Source organism: Epilithonimonas sp. UC225_85, from assembly GCF_042695135.1.
Lineage (GTDB): Bacteria > Bacteroidota > Bacteroidia > Flavobacteriales > Weeksellaceae > Epilithonimonas.
Genome location: NZ_CP170547.1, coordinates 1,494,300 through 1,512,182, shown reverse-complemented (window position 1 = coordinate 1,512,182; position 17,883 = coordinate 1,494,300). Strand labels below are relative to the sequence as shown.

General features: G+C 36.6%; 16 protein-coding genes. 5 read left to right on the top strand and 11 right to left on the bottom strand.

Annotated elements, in window-relative coordinates:
• Window positions 1-47 precede the first annotated feature (47 nt).
• The 11 genes from ACFJGY_RS07175 to gpmI form a co-directional block, all read right to left on the bottom strand.
• Window positions 48-1,196: an efflux RND transporter periplasmic adaptor subunit gene (locus ACFJGY_RS07175; RefSeq protein WP_379969526.1), complete on the bottom strand. Its 1,149-nt coding sequence runs from the start codon at window positions 1,194-1,196 to the stop codon at window positions 48-50.
• A gap of 403 nt (window positions 1,197-1,599) precedes the next feature.
• Window positions 1,600-2,745, bottom strand: a complete 1,146-nt coding sequence (locus ACFJGY_RS07170; RefSeq protein ID WP_379969524.1) for a hypothetical protein — start codon at window positions 2,743-2,745, stop codon at window positions 1,600-1,602.
• 168 nt (window positions 2,746-2,913) lie between these two features.
• Window positions 2,914-4,218, bottom strand: a complete 1,305-nt coding sequence (locus ACFJGY_RS07165) for a hypothetical protein (RefSeq protein WP_379969522.1) — start codon at window positions 4,216-4,218, stop codon at window positions 2,914-2,916.
• A 4-nt stretch (window positions 4,219-4,222) separates the two neighbouring features.
• Window positions 4,223-4,579, bottom strand: coding sequence for a hypothetical protein (locus ACFJGY_RS07160; protein ID WP_379969520.1), 357 nt, complete (start codon window positions 4,577-4,579; stop codon window positions 4,223-4,225).
• 660 nt (window positions 4,580-5,239) lie between these two features.
• The gene (locus tag ACFJGY_RS07155; RefSeq protein WP_379969518.1) at window positions 5,240-6,007 is read right to left on the bottom strand and encodes a class I SAM-dependent methyltransferase; all 768 of its coding nucleotides are present in this window, start codon (window positions 6,005-6,007) and stop codon (window positions 5,240-5,242) included.
• A 3-nt stretch (window positions 6,008-6,010) separates the two neighbouring features.
• On the bottom strand, window positions 6,011-6,820 hold the full coding sequence (map, locus tag ACFJGY_RS07150; protein WP_379969516.1) for a type I methionyl aminopeptidase: 810 nt from the start codon (window positions 6,818-6,820) through the stop codon (window positions 6,011-6,013).
• Between the two features lie 93 nt (window positions 6,821-6,913).
• Window positions 6,914-7,345, bottom strand: a complete 432-nt coding sequence (locus tag ACFJGY_RS07145; RefSeq protein WP_379970135.1) for a BT0820 family HAD-type phosphatase — start codon at window positions 7,343-7,345, stop codon at window positions 6,914-6,916.
• A 144-nt stretch (window positions 7,346-7,489) separates the two neighbouring features.
• Window positions 7,490-8,467 (bottom strand): acyl-ACP desaturase, encoded by a 978-nt coding sequence (locus ACFJGY_RS07140; protein ID WP_379969514.1) that lies wholly within the window; start codon window positions 8,465-8,467, stop codon window positions 7,490-7,492.
• A 138-nt stretch (window positions 8,468-8,605) separates the two neighbouring features.
• Window positions 8,606-9,985, bottom strand: a complete 1,380-nt coding sequence (locus ACFJGY_RS07135; RefSeq protein ID WP_379969512.1) for a T9SS type A sorting domain-containing protein — start codon at window positions 9,983-9,985, stop codon at window positions 8,606-8,608.
• Window positions 9,986-10,121: 136 nt separating this feature from the next.
• On the bottom strand, window positions 10,122-11,603 hold the full coding sequence (locus ACFJGY_RS07130; protein ID WP_379969510.1) for a tetratricopeptide repeat protein: 1,482 nt from the start codon (window positions 11,601-11,603) through the stop codon (window positions 10,122-10,124).
• Between the two features lie 80 nt (window positions 11,604-11,683).
• Window positions 11,684-13,210, bottom strand: coding sequence for a 2,3-bisphosphoglycerate-independent phosphoglycerate mutase (gpmI, locus tag ACFJGY_RS07125; RefSeq protein ID WP_379969508.1), 1,527 nt, complete (start codon window positions 13,208-13,210; stop codon window positions 11,684-11,686).
• Between the two features lie 121 nt (window positions 13,211-13,331).
• On the opposite strand from gpmI, the gene ACFJGY_RS07120 reads away from it, so the two are divergent.
• The 5 genes from ACFJGY_RS07120 to ACFJGY_RS07100 all read left to right on the top strand — a co-directional run bounded on the left by ACFJGY_RS07120 (window position 13,332) and on the right by ACFJGY_RS07100 (window position 17,822).
• The gene (locus ACFJGY_RS07120) at window positions 13,332-13,664 is read left to right on the top strand and encodes a translation initiation factor (RefSeq protein ID WP_274274870.1); all 333 of its coding nucleotides are present in this window, start codon (window positions 13,332-13,334) and stop codon (window positions 13,662-13,664) included.
• A 212-nt stretch (window positions 13,665-13,876) separates the two neighbouring features.
• Window positions 13,877-15,052 (top strand): NAD(P)/FAD-dependent oxidoreductase, encoded by a 1,176-nt coding sequence (locus tag ACFJGY_RS07115; RefSeq protein WP_379969505.1) that lies wholly within the window; start codon window positions 13,877-13,879, stop codon window positions 15,050-15,052.
• 145 nt (window positions 15,053-15,197) lie between these two features.
• A complete protein-coding gene (locus ACFJGY_RS07110) occupies window positions 15,198-16,052 on the top strand; it encodes a nucleoside phosphorylase (RefSeq protein WP_379969503.1) in 855 nt (284 codons plus the stop codon).
• A gap of 179 nt (window positions 16,053-16,231) precedes the next feature.
• A complete protein-coding gene (locus ACFJGY_RS07105; RefSeq protein WP_379969501.1) occupies window positions 16,232-16,570 on the top strand; it encodes a hypothetical protein in 339 nt (112 codons plus the stop codon).
• 94 nt (window positions 16,571-16,664) lie between these two features.
• A complete protein-coding gene (locus ACFJGY_RS07100; RefSeq protein WP_379969499.1) occupies window positions 16,665-17,822 on the top strand; it encodes a M28 family peptidase in 1,158 nt (385 codons plus the stop codon).
• The last annotated feature ends 61 nt before the right edge of the window (window positions 17,823-17,883 follow it).

Here is a 17,883-nt window from a genome sequence, read left to right as displayed (position 1 = left end):
TTAAAAACTGATCTCGTTCACTTTTCCATTTATTAATACGACTGATATTATTTTTTTGTGATCACGCTTTGTAACGTAGTTTCTTTTGGTACAACCTGAGTATCATCCTTTAGAAGTCCAATACCTTCTACAACCACTTTATCACCTTGCTTCAATCCGGAAGTCACTGCGTATGTCAAACCTTCCGGCATATCTTCAACTTTAACTTCTGTAGATTTCACCTTGTTATCTGCACCGATCAGGTACACCAGAACTTTGCCCTGAAGCTCGTAAGTTGCTGACTGAGGAATGATGATCACGTTTTCGAGATTGTTCGGTAACTGAACGGTTGCGCTGTAACCACTTCTGATAAGTCCTTTTGGATTCGGGAACGTTGCACGCATTGAGAATGAGCCTGTGTTGGGATCTACCAAACCACTGATTGATTCTATTTTTCCTTTCTCTTCATATTTGCTGCCGTCGGAAAGAACAAGATCTACCAAAGGTGAATTTTTTAATTTTTCTTTTATTGTTGCACCTTTTGCATGTTTGAAAAATTCCAGTTGTTGTTTTTCATTAATTGAAAAATAAGCGAATATCTTTGAAACATTAGAAACGGTAGTCAATGGCTGCGCTGTGCTTGTACTGATGTAACTTCCTGCTTTGTAAGGCAAGGTTCCTACAACACCACTTACCGGGCTGTATAATTTGGTATAACCTTGATTAACTTGCGCATTGGTTAATTGGGCCTGCGTTTCTGCTAAAGAAGCTTTTGCAGATTTCAGCGCTAATTCCGCCGCTTGAAGTTCATAAGCAGAGATGATTTTTTTATCAACCAAAGGTTTGGTTTTTGTGACTTGCATTTGGGCAGTTGCAACGGCTGCTCTTGCGCTGTTTACGGTTGCCTGGGCTGCCAAAACGGATTGCTCGTACTGTGGATTTCTGATGAGGAAAAGTAATTGTCCTTTGCTGACCTGGCTGCCTTCATCGATGTAGATTTTTTCCACGAAACCATCAATTTTTGGACGGATTTCCACATTTTCTATACCTTCCAGTCTGGCAGGATATTGTGTCAAATTTTCAGCAGGACCACTTTTTGCAACGATATATTGATACGGTTGAGGCGGTAATTCTTTTTTATCGTCCTTATTTTCTGACTTGGAACATGATGTAAAAAGACCTAAAACAACAAAAAAGCTAAGCGCGATATTCCTCATAAATACTAATTTTTTAGATATGTTTTCAAACAAACGTTCAAATTTATTGATTAAATACAAATTATACGTTATGTATTTAATAATAATATCTATCAAATATAATGCACAAAAACTATTATTACTGGCTTACAATAAGTTAAAAAATAATTTTAATGAATATTTAACACAATGTTATCAAACAAATGTTTGAAACACCAGCTTAGTTTTTGCGCTTGTCATAAAATAAACTTATCTTATGTAATATTTTTAGCATCACTATTTATAGAAATTACACTTCCTCTTGATGAAAAACCAATAAAATATTTTTTGATTAATATTAATAAATAAAAAAACAGGTAGAATCATTCCTACCTGTTTTTTTAATTTTTAAATCCGAAAATTTCAATTATATGCTCATATAAAATTAATTCTGGAAAAATCTGGCTACAAAAACTATTGCATCAAATGCATTAGTACTGGAACCCAAATCGTCTGCAATCCTAAGTCGCGTAGTTGTACTTGTTGCTGTAAAAGTAATCTGGGTAAGGCTGTCTCCGGTATTAGTTCCGTTTGCTATTATAGTAGCACCATTATACGCTCTTACACTAACAGCTCTAGCGAAGCCTGAAACCAATATTCTTGTGGAAAAAGTATAGCTTTGCCCGATAACAGTTGTTACATCTCTATATACAACCCCTCCTGAAGAACTATTAGTTGGATTCAGATACATTCCGCAAGGATTACCTGTAGAACCACTTACAGGTCCTGTAGAGCTCCAGCCAGATAAACCTCCACATAGATTACTATTAACAATATAGGTAGGCGAATTGGTTGTATGCAAGGTTGCAGGAGTCGTATAAACTGGATTTGGTGTACACGTGGAAGTACTGGTAACCTTAAGTCTAAACATCCTTCCGTCTTCCCCAGTTGTTATCCATTTGATTGTAAGGGATGGTGTCGTAGACCCTGAAAGCACCATAGCATGATCTATCTCATTGTTTGCTCCATAACCCCAACCGTCGCTCACATTACTCCAAGATGCACCAGAGTTCCTAGAAATCTCCCATTGATAAGATAATGTTCCAGAGCCAGTAGCCGCACCAGTAAAAGTAGCTGTTTCATTTTCAACATTTATAGTAACATCAGAAGGATTCTGAGTTATTGTTGGAGCCGAACTAACAGTAATTGCAGCCGCATTAGAAGTTGCACTACCGCATAACCCAATAACAAAAACTCTGTACGAGCCAGTTACCGACGGCGTATAAGTCGCATTGGTAGCCCCTGGGATATCTACATTATCCTTTTGCCATTGATAACCCGATATGGTTCCTGTAGCTGTAACAGACATTGGGGTTGGAGAACAAGTAGTTCCTCCACCAACAGGCTGTCCCGTAATTGCAACAGCAGTACATGCTGCTCCAGTACATGCAGAATACCATGCATCCGCAGTATTTGTAGTTCCTGCTGCTGCACGAAACTCAAAGCATCCTATCGATTTATTAAATATTAAAAGTCCATTTGCCGGAGAAGATATAGCATTACGCTCCGAAGTAGATAATCTAGGTACCAATACCCCTTTATTTGTACTTTCTACTTCCAGAATTGCCTTACCATTTATTGTTGTCGGATTATTCCCAATTTTAACTACCTGCGCATAAGTAATAAAACTAATACTAAAAATAATTAAATAAACTGTTCTTAAAAGATATTTTTTCATTTATAAAATATTAATAGTTAATTAATTAGAAAATGCTCTTGCCATATATACGTATCCATCCGACTCAAATGTTGCTCCGTAATCTAAAATCTCGAAACGTGTGGTAGTACTTGTAGCAGTAAATGTGACTGAAGTTAGATTATTTCCAAAATTATCTGCCTGCCCTAAAAGAGTATTAGTTCCGTTATCATAAACATTCAGATGTTGTGAAGACGCAGCAGACCCGCTATTTAATATCCTTGCAACAAAAGTATATTGTTGACCGGGCGTTGTAGCAAATGTTCTGTTGACGCCGCCACCCGAACTTCCTGCAACATCACCAGGATTTAAAATTCTACCACACGGAACACCTGTTGCCTGGCTTGTAGTCCCTGTAGCAACCCATCCTGCAGGTAAACCGGCACAAAAAATATCATTAAAAAGATATGCGGGTGAAGGAGAAGTATTTAAAGTAGCAGCAGTGCTATAGGCCGGGTTAGTCCCACATGCAACACTAGTTGTCACTGCCAGTCTAAATTGTCTTGCAGGAGACAATAGAGTTGTCGGCCATTTAACTGTCAGATTTTGAGTTCCCGAGTTAGAAAATATCATATAGTTATCAGTACTACTTTCACCATCGGTTATATCTGTCCAGGTACTGCCACTGTTACGGCTGATTTGCCATTTATATGTCACTGTTCCTCCACCGCCTCCAGCTGATACTGCAGAAAAAGTAGTTTCTGGTTGGGATTCTACATTCACATTCTGAGTGGTAGGTGGTGTAGGAAAATAAGTAGGTTTGTTAAACACTGCCAAGTTAGAACTCGTAGTTCCGCACTGCCCATTGATTACTACATTATAACTCCCTTCCTGTGTAGCTGTGTAAGTATTGGCGGTGGCGCCGGGAATAGCGGTACCATTCCTCTGCCATTGGTAAGTAAGCCCTGTTCCTGTGGCAGTAACACTTAGCACTTGCTGTGTTGCATTACAATATGTTGAGAATGTCCCCGCGGTAATTGTAGGTACCGCACAAACTGTACCTGTACATACAGAATACCACCTGTTTGCAGTGGTATTTTTAGTACCGCCGGTAGTATAAAATTCGTAACAGCCTATAGAAGTGTTATAGATTATCAAGCCATTCGGAGGAGTGGTAATCAGATTCCGTTGTGCTGTCGTTAATCTTGGTAATAAAACACCTTTAGCAGAACTCTGTACTTCCAAAATTGCAGTATTGTCAATAACAGCATTACCCTCAGGCATATTGGAAATTTTAATCTGTCCATTTACAGAAACTATGAAGCTTAAAATACAGACTATAAAATATAACTTATTCTTTTTTATCATTTTACTAATTTTGAATTGTTAAAATTTCATATTGTATTTTTTTATTTAACAATGCTGTAGAAAGCGTTCCACAGATAGCATTCCAGCCGGCAATGTTCAAATTGCCCGAACCGTCATGATATTGGTTTAAACATCCTGTATCTTTATTAAAGATCAAAAGACCATTGGACGGAGATGAAATTAAATCTCTCTCACTGGTTGTAAGCCGTGGTATAAGCGTACCCATATCCGTGCTTTCAACTTCCAGCATCGCAGACGGATCAATCGTATCCGCTGTTAAAGGACTTTTAGTAATTTTGACCTGTGCAGATATACTTATTCCTATTAAAAATATTGAAAATGTAAGTAGTTGTTTTTTCATTTGCTTGTGTTTTAAGTAGTATTTGTATATTAATATTTAGCATTAATATCTATTTTTTATCTGTTAAGTGTTATTTTCCATAATAATGTGTTTTTTTTCAGTTGCATCCTTCATTTTCTTATCTTAAGCAGCCTTCAAACTCAGATTTTTTCAACTGACTACTTTAAAAAACATCAATGGCTTTTATTTCTCATTTATTAAGAATAATTTCCGTTGAAAATTTTAACCTTTAAATTCCTGTTAGCAAGAGCCAAAACTATCTATAAATCGAACCTAGTCAAAATAAAACACTTTACATTTTGCGAATTAGTTGAATATAATTCTCATACATAAAAGACTCATAATCATATAATTATAGATAAAATTTAATTTTTTAATTAACTATTTTTATCTTCTAATCTTTTCTATTAAATAATAAAATTGTATTCCAAATTCTAAATAAAAAAGTCTTGCATATATGCAAGACTTTTTACCTATTTGTAATTATCACAAGTCAATAAAATATAACTAAATAATTTTGGATTGGATAAATTATTAAAAATCGAAATTGGATTAGACCAGAAAAATGGAAGACAGTATTTTAGTTTTATTATGAGACTAAGAAATAATGGTCAAAAACTACCTTGAATTCTATTTAAAATACATTGCTGCTAAGCGACTTTAATATTTCCTCACAACAGGAAGGATCTCATTTTTATTAAGCCCAAACCTTTTAATCTCAACGTCAGAGAATTTTTGTGAATAGAAATTAGCTTGTACTTCAAAACCAACGCTTCTTAAACGGTCAAAATAATCCATTCCATACCAACGGACATGATCATACTGTCCAAAGTGTTTCTGTCGTTCCTGAGGATCTGTGATCGTGAAATCTTCGTAAGTGGTTTCAAGTGAATTTTTCATCGGAACCTGAATGATTCCCCAACCTTTTGGTTTCATAACTCGGTAGAGTTCTGACATTGCTTTCCTGTCATCAACAATATGCTCCAAAACGTGATTGCAGATAATGACATCATAAGTATTATCTTCAAAAGGCAAGTCCAGAATATCCGCCTTTACATCAACAATCGGCGAAAAAAGATCCGCAGATGTGTAATCCAGATTATTCATTTTTTTGAATCGTTTGAGAAAATCCTGCTCCGGAGCAATATGAAGGATCTTTAATTTTGACGTGAAAAAATCAGTCTCATTTTGTAAGTAAAGCCACATTTGCCGGTGTCTTTCCAAAGATAAAGTTCCGGGAGAAAGTGCATTGGAACGTTGTTTTCCGTAGCCGTAAGGTAAAAATTTGCGGTAAGATTTACCGTCAATGGGATCTGTAAAATTGTCTCCTCTGAAAAACAAAACGATCAACGGACGTAAAAGAATGCTCAAGTTAATAAGCATTGGTCTTGGGATTTTATTGAGTAGAAATTTGGCGAATTTTTCCATTAATTAAAAATCCAGCTGAAAAGCTTTTTCCTCATCAGATTTGATTCCTAAAGCGTCGTAAATATATTCGTAAGTAGAAAGTAAAACCGGTTTTCCGTTGATGATGCAAACATCGTGTTCAAAATGTGCAGATGTTTTGTTGTCCAAAGTTGTTACCGTCCAACCGTCATTATGAAATTTGACCTTTTCGGTTCCAAGATTGATCATGGGTTCGATAGCAAGCGCAATTCCGTCTTTCAGGACTTTTCCGCTTCCCGGCTTTCCATAATTCGGAACTTGTGGATCCTCGTGCATTTTTCTGCCAACGCCGTGTCCAACCAGCTCGCGCACAACGCCGTAACCTTCTTTCTCACAATGTTTCTGGATGGCATTGGAAATATCGCCAACACGTTTTCCTCTGATACACTGTTCGATGCCTTTATACAATGATTCTTTTGCAACTCTAAGCAATTTTTTGTTTTCAGCAGAAACTTCTCCAACTTCAAAAGTGTAAGCGTGATCACCTACAAATCCATTCCAGAAAACGCCGCAATCCACTGATAAGACATCACCTTCCTTCAGAATATCTGCGTTTGGAAAACCGTGAACAACCTGATCATTCGGAGAGATGCAGAGCGATGCGGGAAATCCGCCGTAACCTAAAAATGCAGGTTCCGCGCCGTGATCTTTTATGAATTCGTGTGCTAATTTGTCAAGAGATAAAGTGTTGATTCCCGGTTTTATTTCCTTTGCCAACATTCCCAAAGTCTGGGAAACCAATCTTGCACTTTGCTTCATCAACCGAAGCTCCTCTATTGTTTTGAGTTGAATCATTTTTATATTGTATTGATGTAAAATGTAAAATGTAAAATGTACCTTCAATTGATACATTAATACTTTTTACATTAATACCTTTTACAAAAAGACTTACCAGAATAAGCCTCTTTTCTTTTCTTTTTTCATTTTGGAGTAAGCGTGAACTTCTCCGCCGGCAACCTGGAATTCTATTCTTTCATTGATGATCTGATAAATTTCTCCCCAACCCGGGAATCCACCAAGATTCCTGTCGTCTATGAAAAGATCAGCATCAATTTTTCTGGATTGCGTTTCGTGGTCAAAAATTTCGCCTTCAAAACTGGAATTAACGGCATAGAATTCTAATCCGTTTTTTCTGCAGAATTCTACAGCCTCTTCCAAAGCTTTACCATGTCTGTAAGTCCAAAGAATCAGACGGTAGCCTTCGCCCTGAAGTTTTTTGAGTGTTTCAAAAGCAAATGTTTTTGGCTTTCCAATTCCCGGGTAAGCATCATCCACAACAGTTCCGTCAAAATCGATAGCCAGCTTTTTGTTACTTTTTATCATCGTGCATTTTTTGTAAAATAAGTGAGCAAATATACGAATTATATAAATCCCTTTTTACATTGGAAGTCAGATATTAGATTTTAGACTTCTCTTAATTAGATGGTATCAATAAAAAATGCGCTTCTGAAGCGCATTGATATTTTAACTTTTAACCCATTTGAAACTGTAAGGAAGTTCCGGGGTTTTTATTCTGTCTGAGATATTCTGTAATCTGTTCGGCAGCTTCATCAGATAGTCTCTTGCTCGTTCTGCTTTATCATTCAGGTTTTTCATACTTCCGATTTTCCATTCATCCAAAAGATCAGAAAGAATATTGATATAATCCTGCGCTGTGTAAACCATTGCTCTCTGCGCTGCATCTGAAAAATGTTCCCAAAGCTCACCAGCTTTCTGTCCGGATTCTCTAAGTAAATGTGCAGGCATTACTATTTTCCTTCTCATCATATCTTCGAAAGCGAGCATCATTCCGCTGGCATCCATTTCAAATATTCTTGCAGAAAAATCTTTGTAAGCTTTTGCGTGTCTCGCTTCGTCTGCTGCGATGACACCACACATCTGCGCCAGTTTTTTATTTCCGGATTGTTTTGCCAGAGTCCCTACTCTTCTGTGAGAGATATTGGTAGCTGTCTCCTGGAAACTGGTGTAAACAAAGTTTTTATAAGGATCGGAACTGGTTCCGATATCAAAACCATCACTGATTAAATGTTGTGTTGTGATCTCCATCTCGCGCATATTCACACGACCACAGAGGTAAAGATATTTTCCCAGAAGATCGCCGTGTCGGTTTTCCTCAGCTGTCCAGGCTCTGATCCATTTGGTCCAGCCTGTATTTTTTTCCTGATTTACGCCGTCAAGATTCATCAGCCAGGACTCATACGTTGGCAACGCCTCTTCTGTGATGCAGTCTCCAATCAACGTTACAAAAAGGTCATAGGGCATTTCTCTGGCAAATGTCTGCAGTTCTTCAATTTCATATTTGAAATTTTCGCTGGAACTGTCCGGAAGGAAATCCGAAGGCTGCCAAATTTTTTCGATAGGCGTAAGATATGATGCGATAAACTCGTCCATATTACCTTCCATCGATTTCATTACCTCTATTTGTAACTCTTTTTCGTGCATTAATTTATATTGTTTAAGTTTTCAAAGATACGACAAAAATCAATTATTGGTTTTTGCACACTCTAATCATTATTACAAACAAAACCTGATCCAAAAAATGAAATCAGGTTTTTATTTATAAATTATAACTAACTATAACTACTTCTTAATAATCTTAAATGTTTTCGTTTCGCCATTATCAAGAACTGCGTTTACAAAATATACACCTTGAGAAAGCTCGGAAACATTCAGCTTATTGTTCTGAACTGCATCAGAATTTTTAACAATTTGACCTGCAGCATTATAAATCAATACTTTTTTGATTGCTTTGGCCGAGTTAATATTCAATACATCATTCACCGGATTAGGATAAACAGAAATGGCATTATTTGCAATATCATTAACACCTAAATATGGTTTATTAAATCCTGAAACTTCAAAAACAAAATTATAACCGTCATTCATCTCCCAAGATTCTCCGCCATCATAAGAAGTGTATGAAAAACCTCCGATTCCCGGCTGTGAAGTAGCTTCCCAACGCTGGTAATCTGTGAAAGGCTGTGGCGTGGCAATAACCTCTATGAAATATTTTCCAGGCAGCAACTCTACCGGCTGATTCCACTCAAATTCCAGATCTGCCGCGACAACATCCAACGGATATCCCTGAACAGTATGATAGCCATAGAAATTTTCGGTTTTCGGTCCTACATTTTCAAAAGAATAAAGTAATTCTCCCGGCATATCATTTTGTGAAGCTCTTACATTGATGGTTGCATATTTAACATTTCCAATTTGCAAGGTTGACATTTTGAATTTTGTGAAAGTGAATTTCTGATTATCCGGAACAATGAAGTCATCTGCCAGACTTCTTCCAACAAGAGTACCGCCGGTTTCATAATTGTTCCCAACAGTGCCTTGCGTATATTCCGTTCCAAAATCCGGCTCCGGTTCGCCTGTATCGTTACAGTTCCCGATAATGTCGAAAACGTGGTCATAGTAAGAAAAACCGCCAAACCAAGGTTCTGCATTCATTTTTGTAAAATCGAATCTTCCCACTTTTCGGGTTGTCTCTTTTGTAATCTCCCAAAATACCGGAGAAGAGTCTGCATTTTTGGCTTGAATCTGAATAAAATATTTACCTTTTTGAAGGTCGAAACTCTCGGGGAAAGTGACTGTAATTTTATAAGCGTCCAGATTTTCCTCACCTGTTTCATAAACGAGTGTCTGCGAAGTCGGTGTCAAATTTGCAAAAGTGTGAAGCACTTCGCCGGGCATTCCCTGGAATTCTTTCAGTATTTTAACATTTACGGAGTTTACATTTGCCGAACCTTTCAGTACATTAAAAGTTAATTGTTTTGCCGTCAATACCTTTCTTGCTTCGACATCAAAATCCGTTGCGGCACTATATTCAAAATCACCACCTGTTGTGATATTTTCTCCATTAGACGTTTGGGCAGATGCAGCGCCATAATTGCAATTGCTCTGTGCAAATCCAAATAATCCGGAAAGCAGAAATACAAAAAATAAGTTTTTTCTCATATCAATCTATTAAATTTTATTTGATGCTAAACTATTGTAAAATAACCTTGATTAAAAGTAATAGACTTGCAAAATCCTCAATTTTGAAAGGTAATAAACACTAATAAAAATCAGATAATCAGATAATTAAACTTATTTACAAATCTTTTGAGCTGAATTTTTTAGAAGCTTCCCGAATGAAAACGGAAGGCGAAATTCCGGTAATATTCCTGAAAACTGTTGCAAAGGAACTATGGGAAGCAAAACCGGATTCCTCGGCAAGATAACTGATTTTATAGCTTTGGTATTCTTTGTTATTGTAAATTTTTTCGCAGATATAGGCAATCCTTAGTTCATTAATATAAGTATTGAAGTTTTTTCCTTTATACTTATTGATGACTTCGGAAAGATAACTTGTATTGGTTTTCAACTGCAAGGCAAGACTTGAAATGGTCAGTTTCGGATTGGTAAATTTTTCGGAATTTTCAAACTTTTCCAGCTTTTCCAGCAATTCCCGTTCTACAGGATTAGGAGTTTGAGAAGGCAGATCTTTTTTGATTACTTCTATTGATTCAGGACTGTCTTCTTGTTTGATAATATTTTCAACTTCAAATTTGTGAATAACATTTTCAAAAACCTTTCTCTCCTTTTTTCTGCGGTAAAGCAAATAGATAATTGCTACTGCCAATATTAAAACAAAAATAGAAGAAATTATTACGATATTCTTTTTCGAACTGTCAGCGTCAGAAATCGCTTCTTTGTAATCTTTTTGCTCTGCATTGATGGCCGAAGAAATGGCTTTCATCTCATTTTCCTTGGTCGATTTGTTGAGTTTTATAAATTCTTCATTGTACAATGAATATTCAGATTGGTTGCCTAACGATTTGTAATCCTGAGAAATATTGTAATAAATATCGGAAAGCAACCGCTTATCGAGGTCATTTTTATTTTTAAGAATAATTTTTAACGTATCAATCGCTCTCTGGTATTCCTTTCTGCCGGAATAAACCTGAGACAAGGCATTATAAATGAAATAATCGATCTCTTTATTATAATTATTTTTGATGGCCAGCGCTTTGTTCAGATAGATTTCTGCCGAATCATTTTTGAGATAATAATAGGTATTTCCAATATTATAAAGTGATCTTCTGTGATGATAAACTGCTTGCTCATCAGGATTTTTCACCAACTCTATTTCGCGGAGGGATCTTTTGTAATATTCGATGGCTTTTGGATAATCCTGCTGGTCAAAATCTATATTTCCGATTTCAAGATAGGACAAAGTTTTCAGAAGTTTTTTATTGTCACTTTCAGGTAATTTGTTGATCTGTTTGATGGCATTTGCTAGGTAGAATCTGGCTTTGTCATTCAGGTTAAGTTGTACATACTGATGAGCGATGGAACCATTCATCCTGGCAATCAGGCCATAATCCTCAGTTTTCTCGGCATATTCTTTGGCTTTAAAAAGAAGTTCCGTGGATTTTTTGAGATCATTTTTTTTAAAATATGAAACAGCCAAAGACGCCAGTTCTTCACTTTTCTTTTTATTGTAGTCATCATCATTGGACAAAATATCCTGCCCAAAGACAAAACTTCCAATCAAAAGACAACAGAAAAAAAACTTGCTGATCATATTCATTTATGAAATTATACAACGAATTTACATCAAAAAAGCCGGCTTAAAAAACCGACTTTTTATTTTTTAAATATGTATTTATTTTAATTTGCTAAAATATTGCCGGTCATTTCTTCCGGAATATCTACACCCATTACTTTCAGGATTGTTGGTGCAACGTCTCCTAATTTCCCTGGCGTCAAATTCCACGTGTGTTCTTTATCCATTACGATGAACGGAACCAAGTTCGTAGTGTGTTGAGTATTCGGACTTCCGTTTGGATTGATCATAATATCAGAATTCCCGTGATCTGCCAGAATGAAAACTGCATAACCGTGCTCGTAAGCCGTTTCAGCCACTTTTTTGATACAAGAATCTACGACTTCCGCTGCTTTTACCGCTGCTGAAAAAACACCGGTGTGCCCAACCATATCTGTATTTGCAAAGTTGAGAACGATGAAGTCTGCCGTTTCTTTTTCCAATTCCGGAACGATGGCATTTGTAAGATCGTAAGCAGACATTTCCGGTTTCAGGTCATAGGTTGCAACGTCTTTCGGACTTGGACAAAGCAACCTTCTTTCCTGAACAAATTCCGCTTCTCTTCCTCCTGAGAAAAAGAATGTCACGTGTGGATATTTTTCTGTTTCTGCTATTCTGATTTGAGATTTACCCGCAGCTTCCAAAACTTCGCCCATTGTTTTCTCGAGAACACTCTCATCAAAAACAACTTTTACGTTGTGGAAAGATTTATCGTAATTGGTTAAAGTCACATAATAGAGATCCAGTTTTTTCATTCCGTATTCCGGGAAGTCTTGCTGAGAAAGAACTTCTGTGATCTCACGACCTCTATCTGTACGGAAATTGAAAGAAATCACAACATCGTGATCCTCAATCTTAGCAATCGGAAAATGATTCTGAATCGCAACAATTGGTTGGATAAATTCATCCGTAACATCCTCATTATAAGAATCCTGAATCGACTGCACAAAATCCTTACTTTCCTTTCCAACGCCATTTACCAAAAGGTCATAGGCCAGTTTCACACGTTCCCAACGCTTGTCTCTGTCCATCGCATAATAACGACCAATTACCGACGCCAGTTTTCCCGTTGTGGTTTTCATATGCGCCAAAAGTTCCTCAATAAAGCCTTTTCCGGATTTCGGGTCGCAATCTCTACCGTCTGTGAAAGCGTGAACGAAGACGTTGTCATTCAGTCCAAATTCGTGAGCGGCAGTCAATAATCCTTTTAAGTGATTGATATGAGAATGCACGCCACCATTGGAAACCAAACCGATGAAATGTACTTTTTTGTTGTTTGCTTTTGCATATTCGAAAGCATCTTGGATGACTTTTTCTCTGCCGAGACTTCCAGTTTCAACCGCCATATTGAGTCTTACCAGATTTTGGTAAACAACTCTACCAGCGCCAAGATTCATATGTCCAACTTCGGAATTTCCCATTTGTCCAGCGGGAAGACCAACGGCCAGACCACTAGCTTCGAGGGTTGTGCTTGGAAAAGTTTGAAGGGCATAATCTATGAAAGGTGTTTTAGCTTGTTTGAGAGCGGAAACGGAATCATTAAGACCGATTCCCCAGCCGTCTAATATGGCAAGAATTGCTTTTTTTGACATTTTGATTTCTAATTTTGTTTATACAAATTTACGAAATGAAATGTGATGATAGAATTTCCCAACATATTTTTCCATAATAATAATTATAACTACCTTTAAAACCCTTATTTAAATTGATATAATGGACCTTAGAGACCAACTGAAAAACCTTTTTCCGCAACACGATGAGCAGGATTTTGAAATGCCGGATGAAGAGAAAGAAAACTTCAAACAGAAAGAGCCGCTCGTTTGCAAATTCGAGAAGAAAGGCAGAAACGGAAAACCCGTCACCATCATAGAAGGCTGGGAAGGCGACGATGAAGGCCTGAAAGAAATATCCAAAAAAATCAAAACAAAACTAGGCATCGGTGGCTCGGAAAAAGACGGCGTTATCATCATCCAGGGCGACAACCGCGACAAAATAATGACCATCTTAAAAGAAATGGGCTACAAAACAAAACGTGTCGGCGGTTAATTTATAAATGATAAGTGATGAATGGTTTTTAGCTTTGTGCGTTAAACACAAAGGCACAAAGATTTTTCATCAATCACATTTTAAGGCACAAGGAAAATCTTTGATTTTTTATTCTAAGCGAAGCTAAACTTTGTGCCTTAAAACATAAGACATTCATTAAAAATCTTTGTGCCTTCGTGTAATTTTCCAATCTCCTTAGAAAAACCGTCCTTTTGAAACAAATTCTTGATAATCAAATCATAATTATTGGCGCTGGTCCTGCTGGACTAATGGCATCACAAATCCTTGCCGAGAATGGTTTCAAAGTTCAAATCTACGAGCAAAATAAAGCAGCTGGAAGAAAATTTCTTGTCGCTGGAAATGGCGGTTTCAACCTGACGCATAGTGAAGAACTGGGATCATTTATCGAAAAATATGATGCGCCAGAAATTCGGGAGATTGTAAAAGGTTTCGATAATAAAAAAGTCGTGGATTGGCTTTCTGACTTAGGAATCAACACTTATGTCGGAAGTTCGGGGAAGATATTTCCTACGAAGAATTTCAAGCCGATTCAGGTTTTGAAAGCCTGGCTGGATAGATTGGAACAATTGGGCGTTATCATTCATTACGAACATACTTTTATTGATTTTGATGAAAATTCTGTTACCATTAAAAATAAAGAAAGTGAACTTAAAGTTCAATATTCAAAATTAATATTGGCAATGGGCGGCGGTTCTTGGAAAAAAACGGGTTCTGACGCGAAATGGATTGAAATTTTAAAATCAAAAAATATTGAAATTACACCTTTGGAATCTGCAAATTCCGGTTACGATACAGACTCTAAATTCCACCAATTACAAGGTCAATACCTTAAGAATATCAAAGTTTCTTTTGAGGAAAATCACAAAATAGGAGAAGTTGTTTTTACAAAATATGGCATCGAAGGAAGTCCGATTTACTATCTGAATCGATTCATAAGAAAACACGATTTTCCCTTAAGCTTATATATAGACTTAAAACCAAATCTTTCGGAAACAGAAATCTTCGAACAATTCAACGAAACTGAAAAGATAAGTCAGGTTTTAAAACGAAAGTTAAAACTTTCGACAACAGCACTCAATCTCCTGAAAACTTTAGATAAGGAAACCTATACCAACATTGAAAACCTGTCGAAATTAATCAAGAAATTCCCGATAGAAATCCTGAGTTTCCGACCCATTGACGAAGTGATTTCAACTTCGGGTGGTGTTGCATTTTCAGAATTAAATGATAAACTTGAATTGCGAAATTTCCCAAACATTTTCTGCGCCGGCGAAATGGTAGACTGGGAAGCACCGACTGGCGGTTATCTTTTGCAAGCTTGTTTCAGTACAGGAAATTGGGTCGCAAATCAAATCGCCAATTTCTAGAATTTAATTATTTCTAAAATTAAAAAGCTTCAAATCCTTTTACGGATGGAGAATTTTGTTAACTTTAAAACCTTTTTAATTTCAAAAAAAAGTGATTCTTTTAATCATTAATTTTTTTAATCTTTATAAATTATAAATCAAAAATATGATCAACAAATTAGCAGCTTCCGAACTGGTTCTGAACGACGACGGAAGTGTTTATCACCTCAATCTTCTTCCCGAAGATCTTGCCGAAAAAGTAATTCTTGTGGGCGATCCGGACAGAGTTCCAAAAGTTTCAAAATACTTTGATACGATTGATGTCAAAAAAAATAAGAGAGAATTCTACACACACACTGGGACTTTACGTGGCGAAAGAATCACAGTAATGTCAACCGGAATCGGGACAGAAAACATCGATATCGTGATGAACGAGCTGGATGCGTTGGTGAATATTGATCTTAAAGAAAAGGAATTCAAATCAGAATATAAAACGCTTGAACTTTTCCGAATGGGAACTTGCGGAAGTGTGAATCCAGACATCGAGGTGAACAATATGCTGGTAACAGAAAATGTAGTCGGACTTGACGGGCTTCTTCATTTCTACCAGGATTATGCATTTGAAAATGAATTCAGTAAGAATTTTCTGGAGAAATTCCCTTACGAAAAGATCAAACCAATGCTTTATTTCTCAGATTGGGCAGAAGATATTTCTGACTATTATGCCGATGCAAAATATAAAGGAAATACAGCAACTTTCCCAGGATTTTACGCACCTCAGGGCCGTCAGTTAAGATTAAAAGCTTTGGATGATAAATTCCTTGAAACTTTGAATGGCCTCGGCGTTTCCAACTTCGAGATGGAAACTTCTGCAATCTATGCTTTATCAAAATTATTGGGACACAAAGCCTTGACCGTAAACTGCGTAATCGCTAACAGAAGACGTGGTGAATTTGCAAGCGACCATCACGCATCAGAAAAAATGATGATCGAATGGGTTCTGGAGAGGATTATTAAGTAGAAGTTTGAGTTTTAAACTTTAAATATCAGAAAAGCAATATTCAGAAATGGATATTGCTTTTTTATGTTTGGTTTTATTTATAATTATTTTAACGTTAATTAAGACTTTGCGGCATTTCATTTGAATAATAGAAAGCATCAAATCAAATTTTTCAATTTTAACCACAAAATAAAAATATTATGAGCACTCAAGAACAAAATTATAATGATGCAGAAAGAGCGGTTGATAAAACTGAAAACTCATTAGAAAACGCTGCTGATAAAGCAAAAAATACAGTCAATGAATATGCTGACAAAGCAAGAAATTATATTGATGAACAAAAAAGAAAAAATGAAGAGCCAACAAGAGACGGTTTCTTCGAAAATCTAAAAGCAAGTGCATCTGAAGCTTGGGAAGACACAAAAGACTTCGCAGAAAAAGCTTGGGAAAGTACAAAAGATACAGCCTCTGACGCTTGGGAAAAAACCAAAGATGCCAGCGAAGACGTAAAAGCAGAAGTCAGAAAAGCAACGAATTAGTTTTAAGTTAGTAATAGTTTTTCAAAACGAAAGGAGAAGACATTTATCAAGTCTTCTCCTTTTTTATTTATATTTGCACATTATTATTATGAAGATGAAAAACTTACTGTTTTCGGCGTTACTACTTGGATTTTTTGCAAATTCACAAACTTTCAATCAGGATTATGCCAATATCAGCAATCTGGTTTCCCAAACAAATATTAATGCTTATCTGCAGGAATTTGAGGCATTAGGCGTTAAAACTACAGGTTCAACAGCCAACAACAACGCTTACACCTGGCTCAAAAATAAATATTTATCTTTCGGATATTCGGAAACTGATATTACAAAAGATACTTTTACTTACAGCGGAAATTCTACCTCTAATATTATCGTTACAAAACAAGGGACAAAATACCCAAATACCTATGTTATTATCTGTGGACATTACGATACCATCACAGGAACAGGTACCAATGATAACGGAAGCGGTGTCTCGGTAATACTGGAAGTAGCGCGGCTTTTGAAAAACATCAGTACCGAATATTCCATCAAATTTATCAACTTTTCCGGTGAAGAACAGGGCTTATTGGGTTCTCAGCATTATGTAACAAATGTGGTCAATGCCACAAGTCCAAAAATGAACATTCGTCTGGTTCTTAACATCGACGAAGTTGGCGGAATCAAAGGCCAGACCAATGATACAATTACCTGCGAAAGAGACGAATCCAGTCCAAGTGCTAACAATACGGCTTCTGATACATTCACGCAGCAATTGATCAATTGCGTCAAGCTTTACTCTCCGCTGAAAACAAATCTTAATTATGCGTACTCATCAGACTATATGCCCTTCCAGTCCAATGGAGAAGTGATAACCGGCTTGTTCGAATACAACGAAACGCCTTACGCCCACACCGTTAACGACAAATATATCAATCTGGATCCTGTGTACATTTACAATATTGCAAAAGCTACAACTGGTGCTGTCCAACATTTTGCGGTCGTTTCTCAGACTTTGGATATCTGCACGCCAAAAGATGTCGTCATGAGTTTTAGATTTTATCCAAACCCAGCAAAAGACTATTTACAATTAGAATTTTTGAATAGCAAAACACAACGTTTTACATTTACGATTTCAGATTTTGAGAGCAAAATTTTAAGTAAAACAGAAAATCAAACTCGAATTGACATTTCATCTCTTCCAAAAGGAATTTATCTCGGTACTTTCAAAGTTGAAGATCAGGTCATTACCAAGAAAATTATTGTAGAGTAAGATTCTTATCATTTGGGCAATTCCCTTTCCAAGGCTTTGCCCAGACGCTCGGGTCGGGCTA

Excerpts from the sequence above, each read along its gene's own strand:
- ACFJGY_RS07175 (WP_379969526.1), bottom strand. The coding sequence starts at position 1,196 with ATGAGGAATATCGCGCTTAGCTTTTTTGTTGTTTTAGGTCTTTTTACA.
- ACFJGY_RS07165 (WP_379969522.1), bottom strand. The coding sequence starts at position 4,218 with ATGATAAAAAAGAATAAGTTATATTTTATAGTCTGTATTTTAAGCTTC.
- ACFJGY_RS07160 (WP_379969520.1), bottom strand. The coding sequence starts at position 4,579 with ATGAAAAAACAACTACTTACATTTTCAATATTTTTAATAGGAATAAGT.
- ACFJGY_RS07155 (WP_379969518.1), bottom strand. The coding sequence starts at position 6,007 with ATGGAAAAATTCGCCAAATTTCTACTCAATAAAATCCCAAGACCAATG.
- map (WP_379969516.1), bottom strand. The coding sequence starts at position 6,820 with ATGATTCAACTCAAAACAATAGAGGAGCTTCGGTTGATGAAGCAAAGT.
- ACFJGY_RS07140 (WP_379969514.1), bottom strand. The coding sequence starts at position 8,467 with ATGCACGAAAAAGAGTTACAAATAGAGGTAATGAAATCGATGGAAGGT.
- ACFJGY_RS07135 (WP_379969512.1), bottom strand. The coding sequence starts at position 9,985 with ATGAGAAAAAACTTATTTTTTGTATTTCTGCTTTCCGGATTATTTGGA.
- ACFJGY_RS07130 (WP_379969510.1), bottom strand. The coding sequence starts at position 11,603 with ATGAATATGATCAGCAAGTTTTTTTTCTGTTGTCTTTTGATTGGAAGT.
- gpmI (WP_379969508.1), bottom strand. The coding sequence starts at position 13,210 with ATGTCAAAAAAAGCAATTCTTGCCATATTAGACGGCTGGGGAATCGGT.
- ACFJGY_RS07120 (WP_274274870.1), top strand. The coding sequence starts at position 13,332 with ATGGACCTTAGAGACCAACTGAAAAACCTTTTTCCGCAACACGATGAG.
- ACFJGY_RS07110 (WP_379969503.1), top strand. The coding sequence starts at position 15,198 with ATGATCAACAAATTAGCAGCTTCCGAACTGGTTCTGAACGACGACGGA.
- ACFJGY_RS07105 (WP_379969501.1), top strand. The coding sequence starts at position 16,232 with ATGAGCACTCAAGAACAAAATTATAATGATGCAGAAAGAGCGGTTGAT.
- ACFJGY_RS07100 (WP_379969499.1), top strand. The coding sequence starts at position 16,665 with ATGAAAAACTTACTGTTTTCGGCGTTACTACTTGGATTTTTTGCAAAT.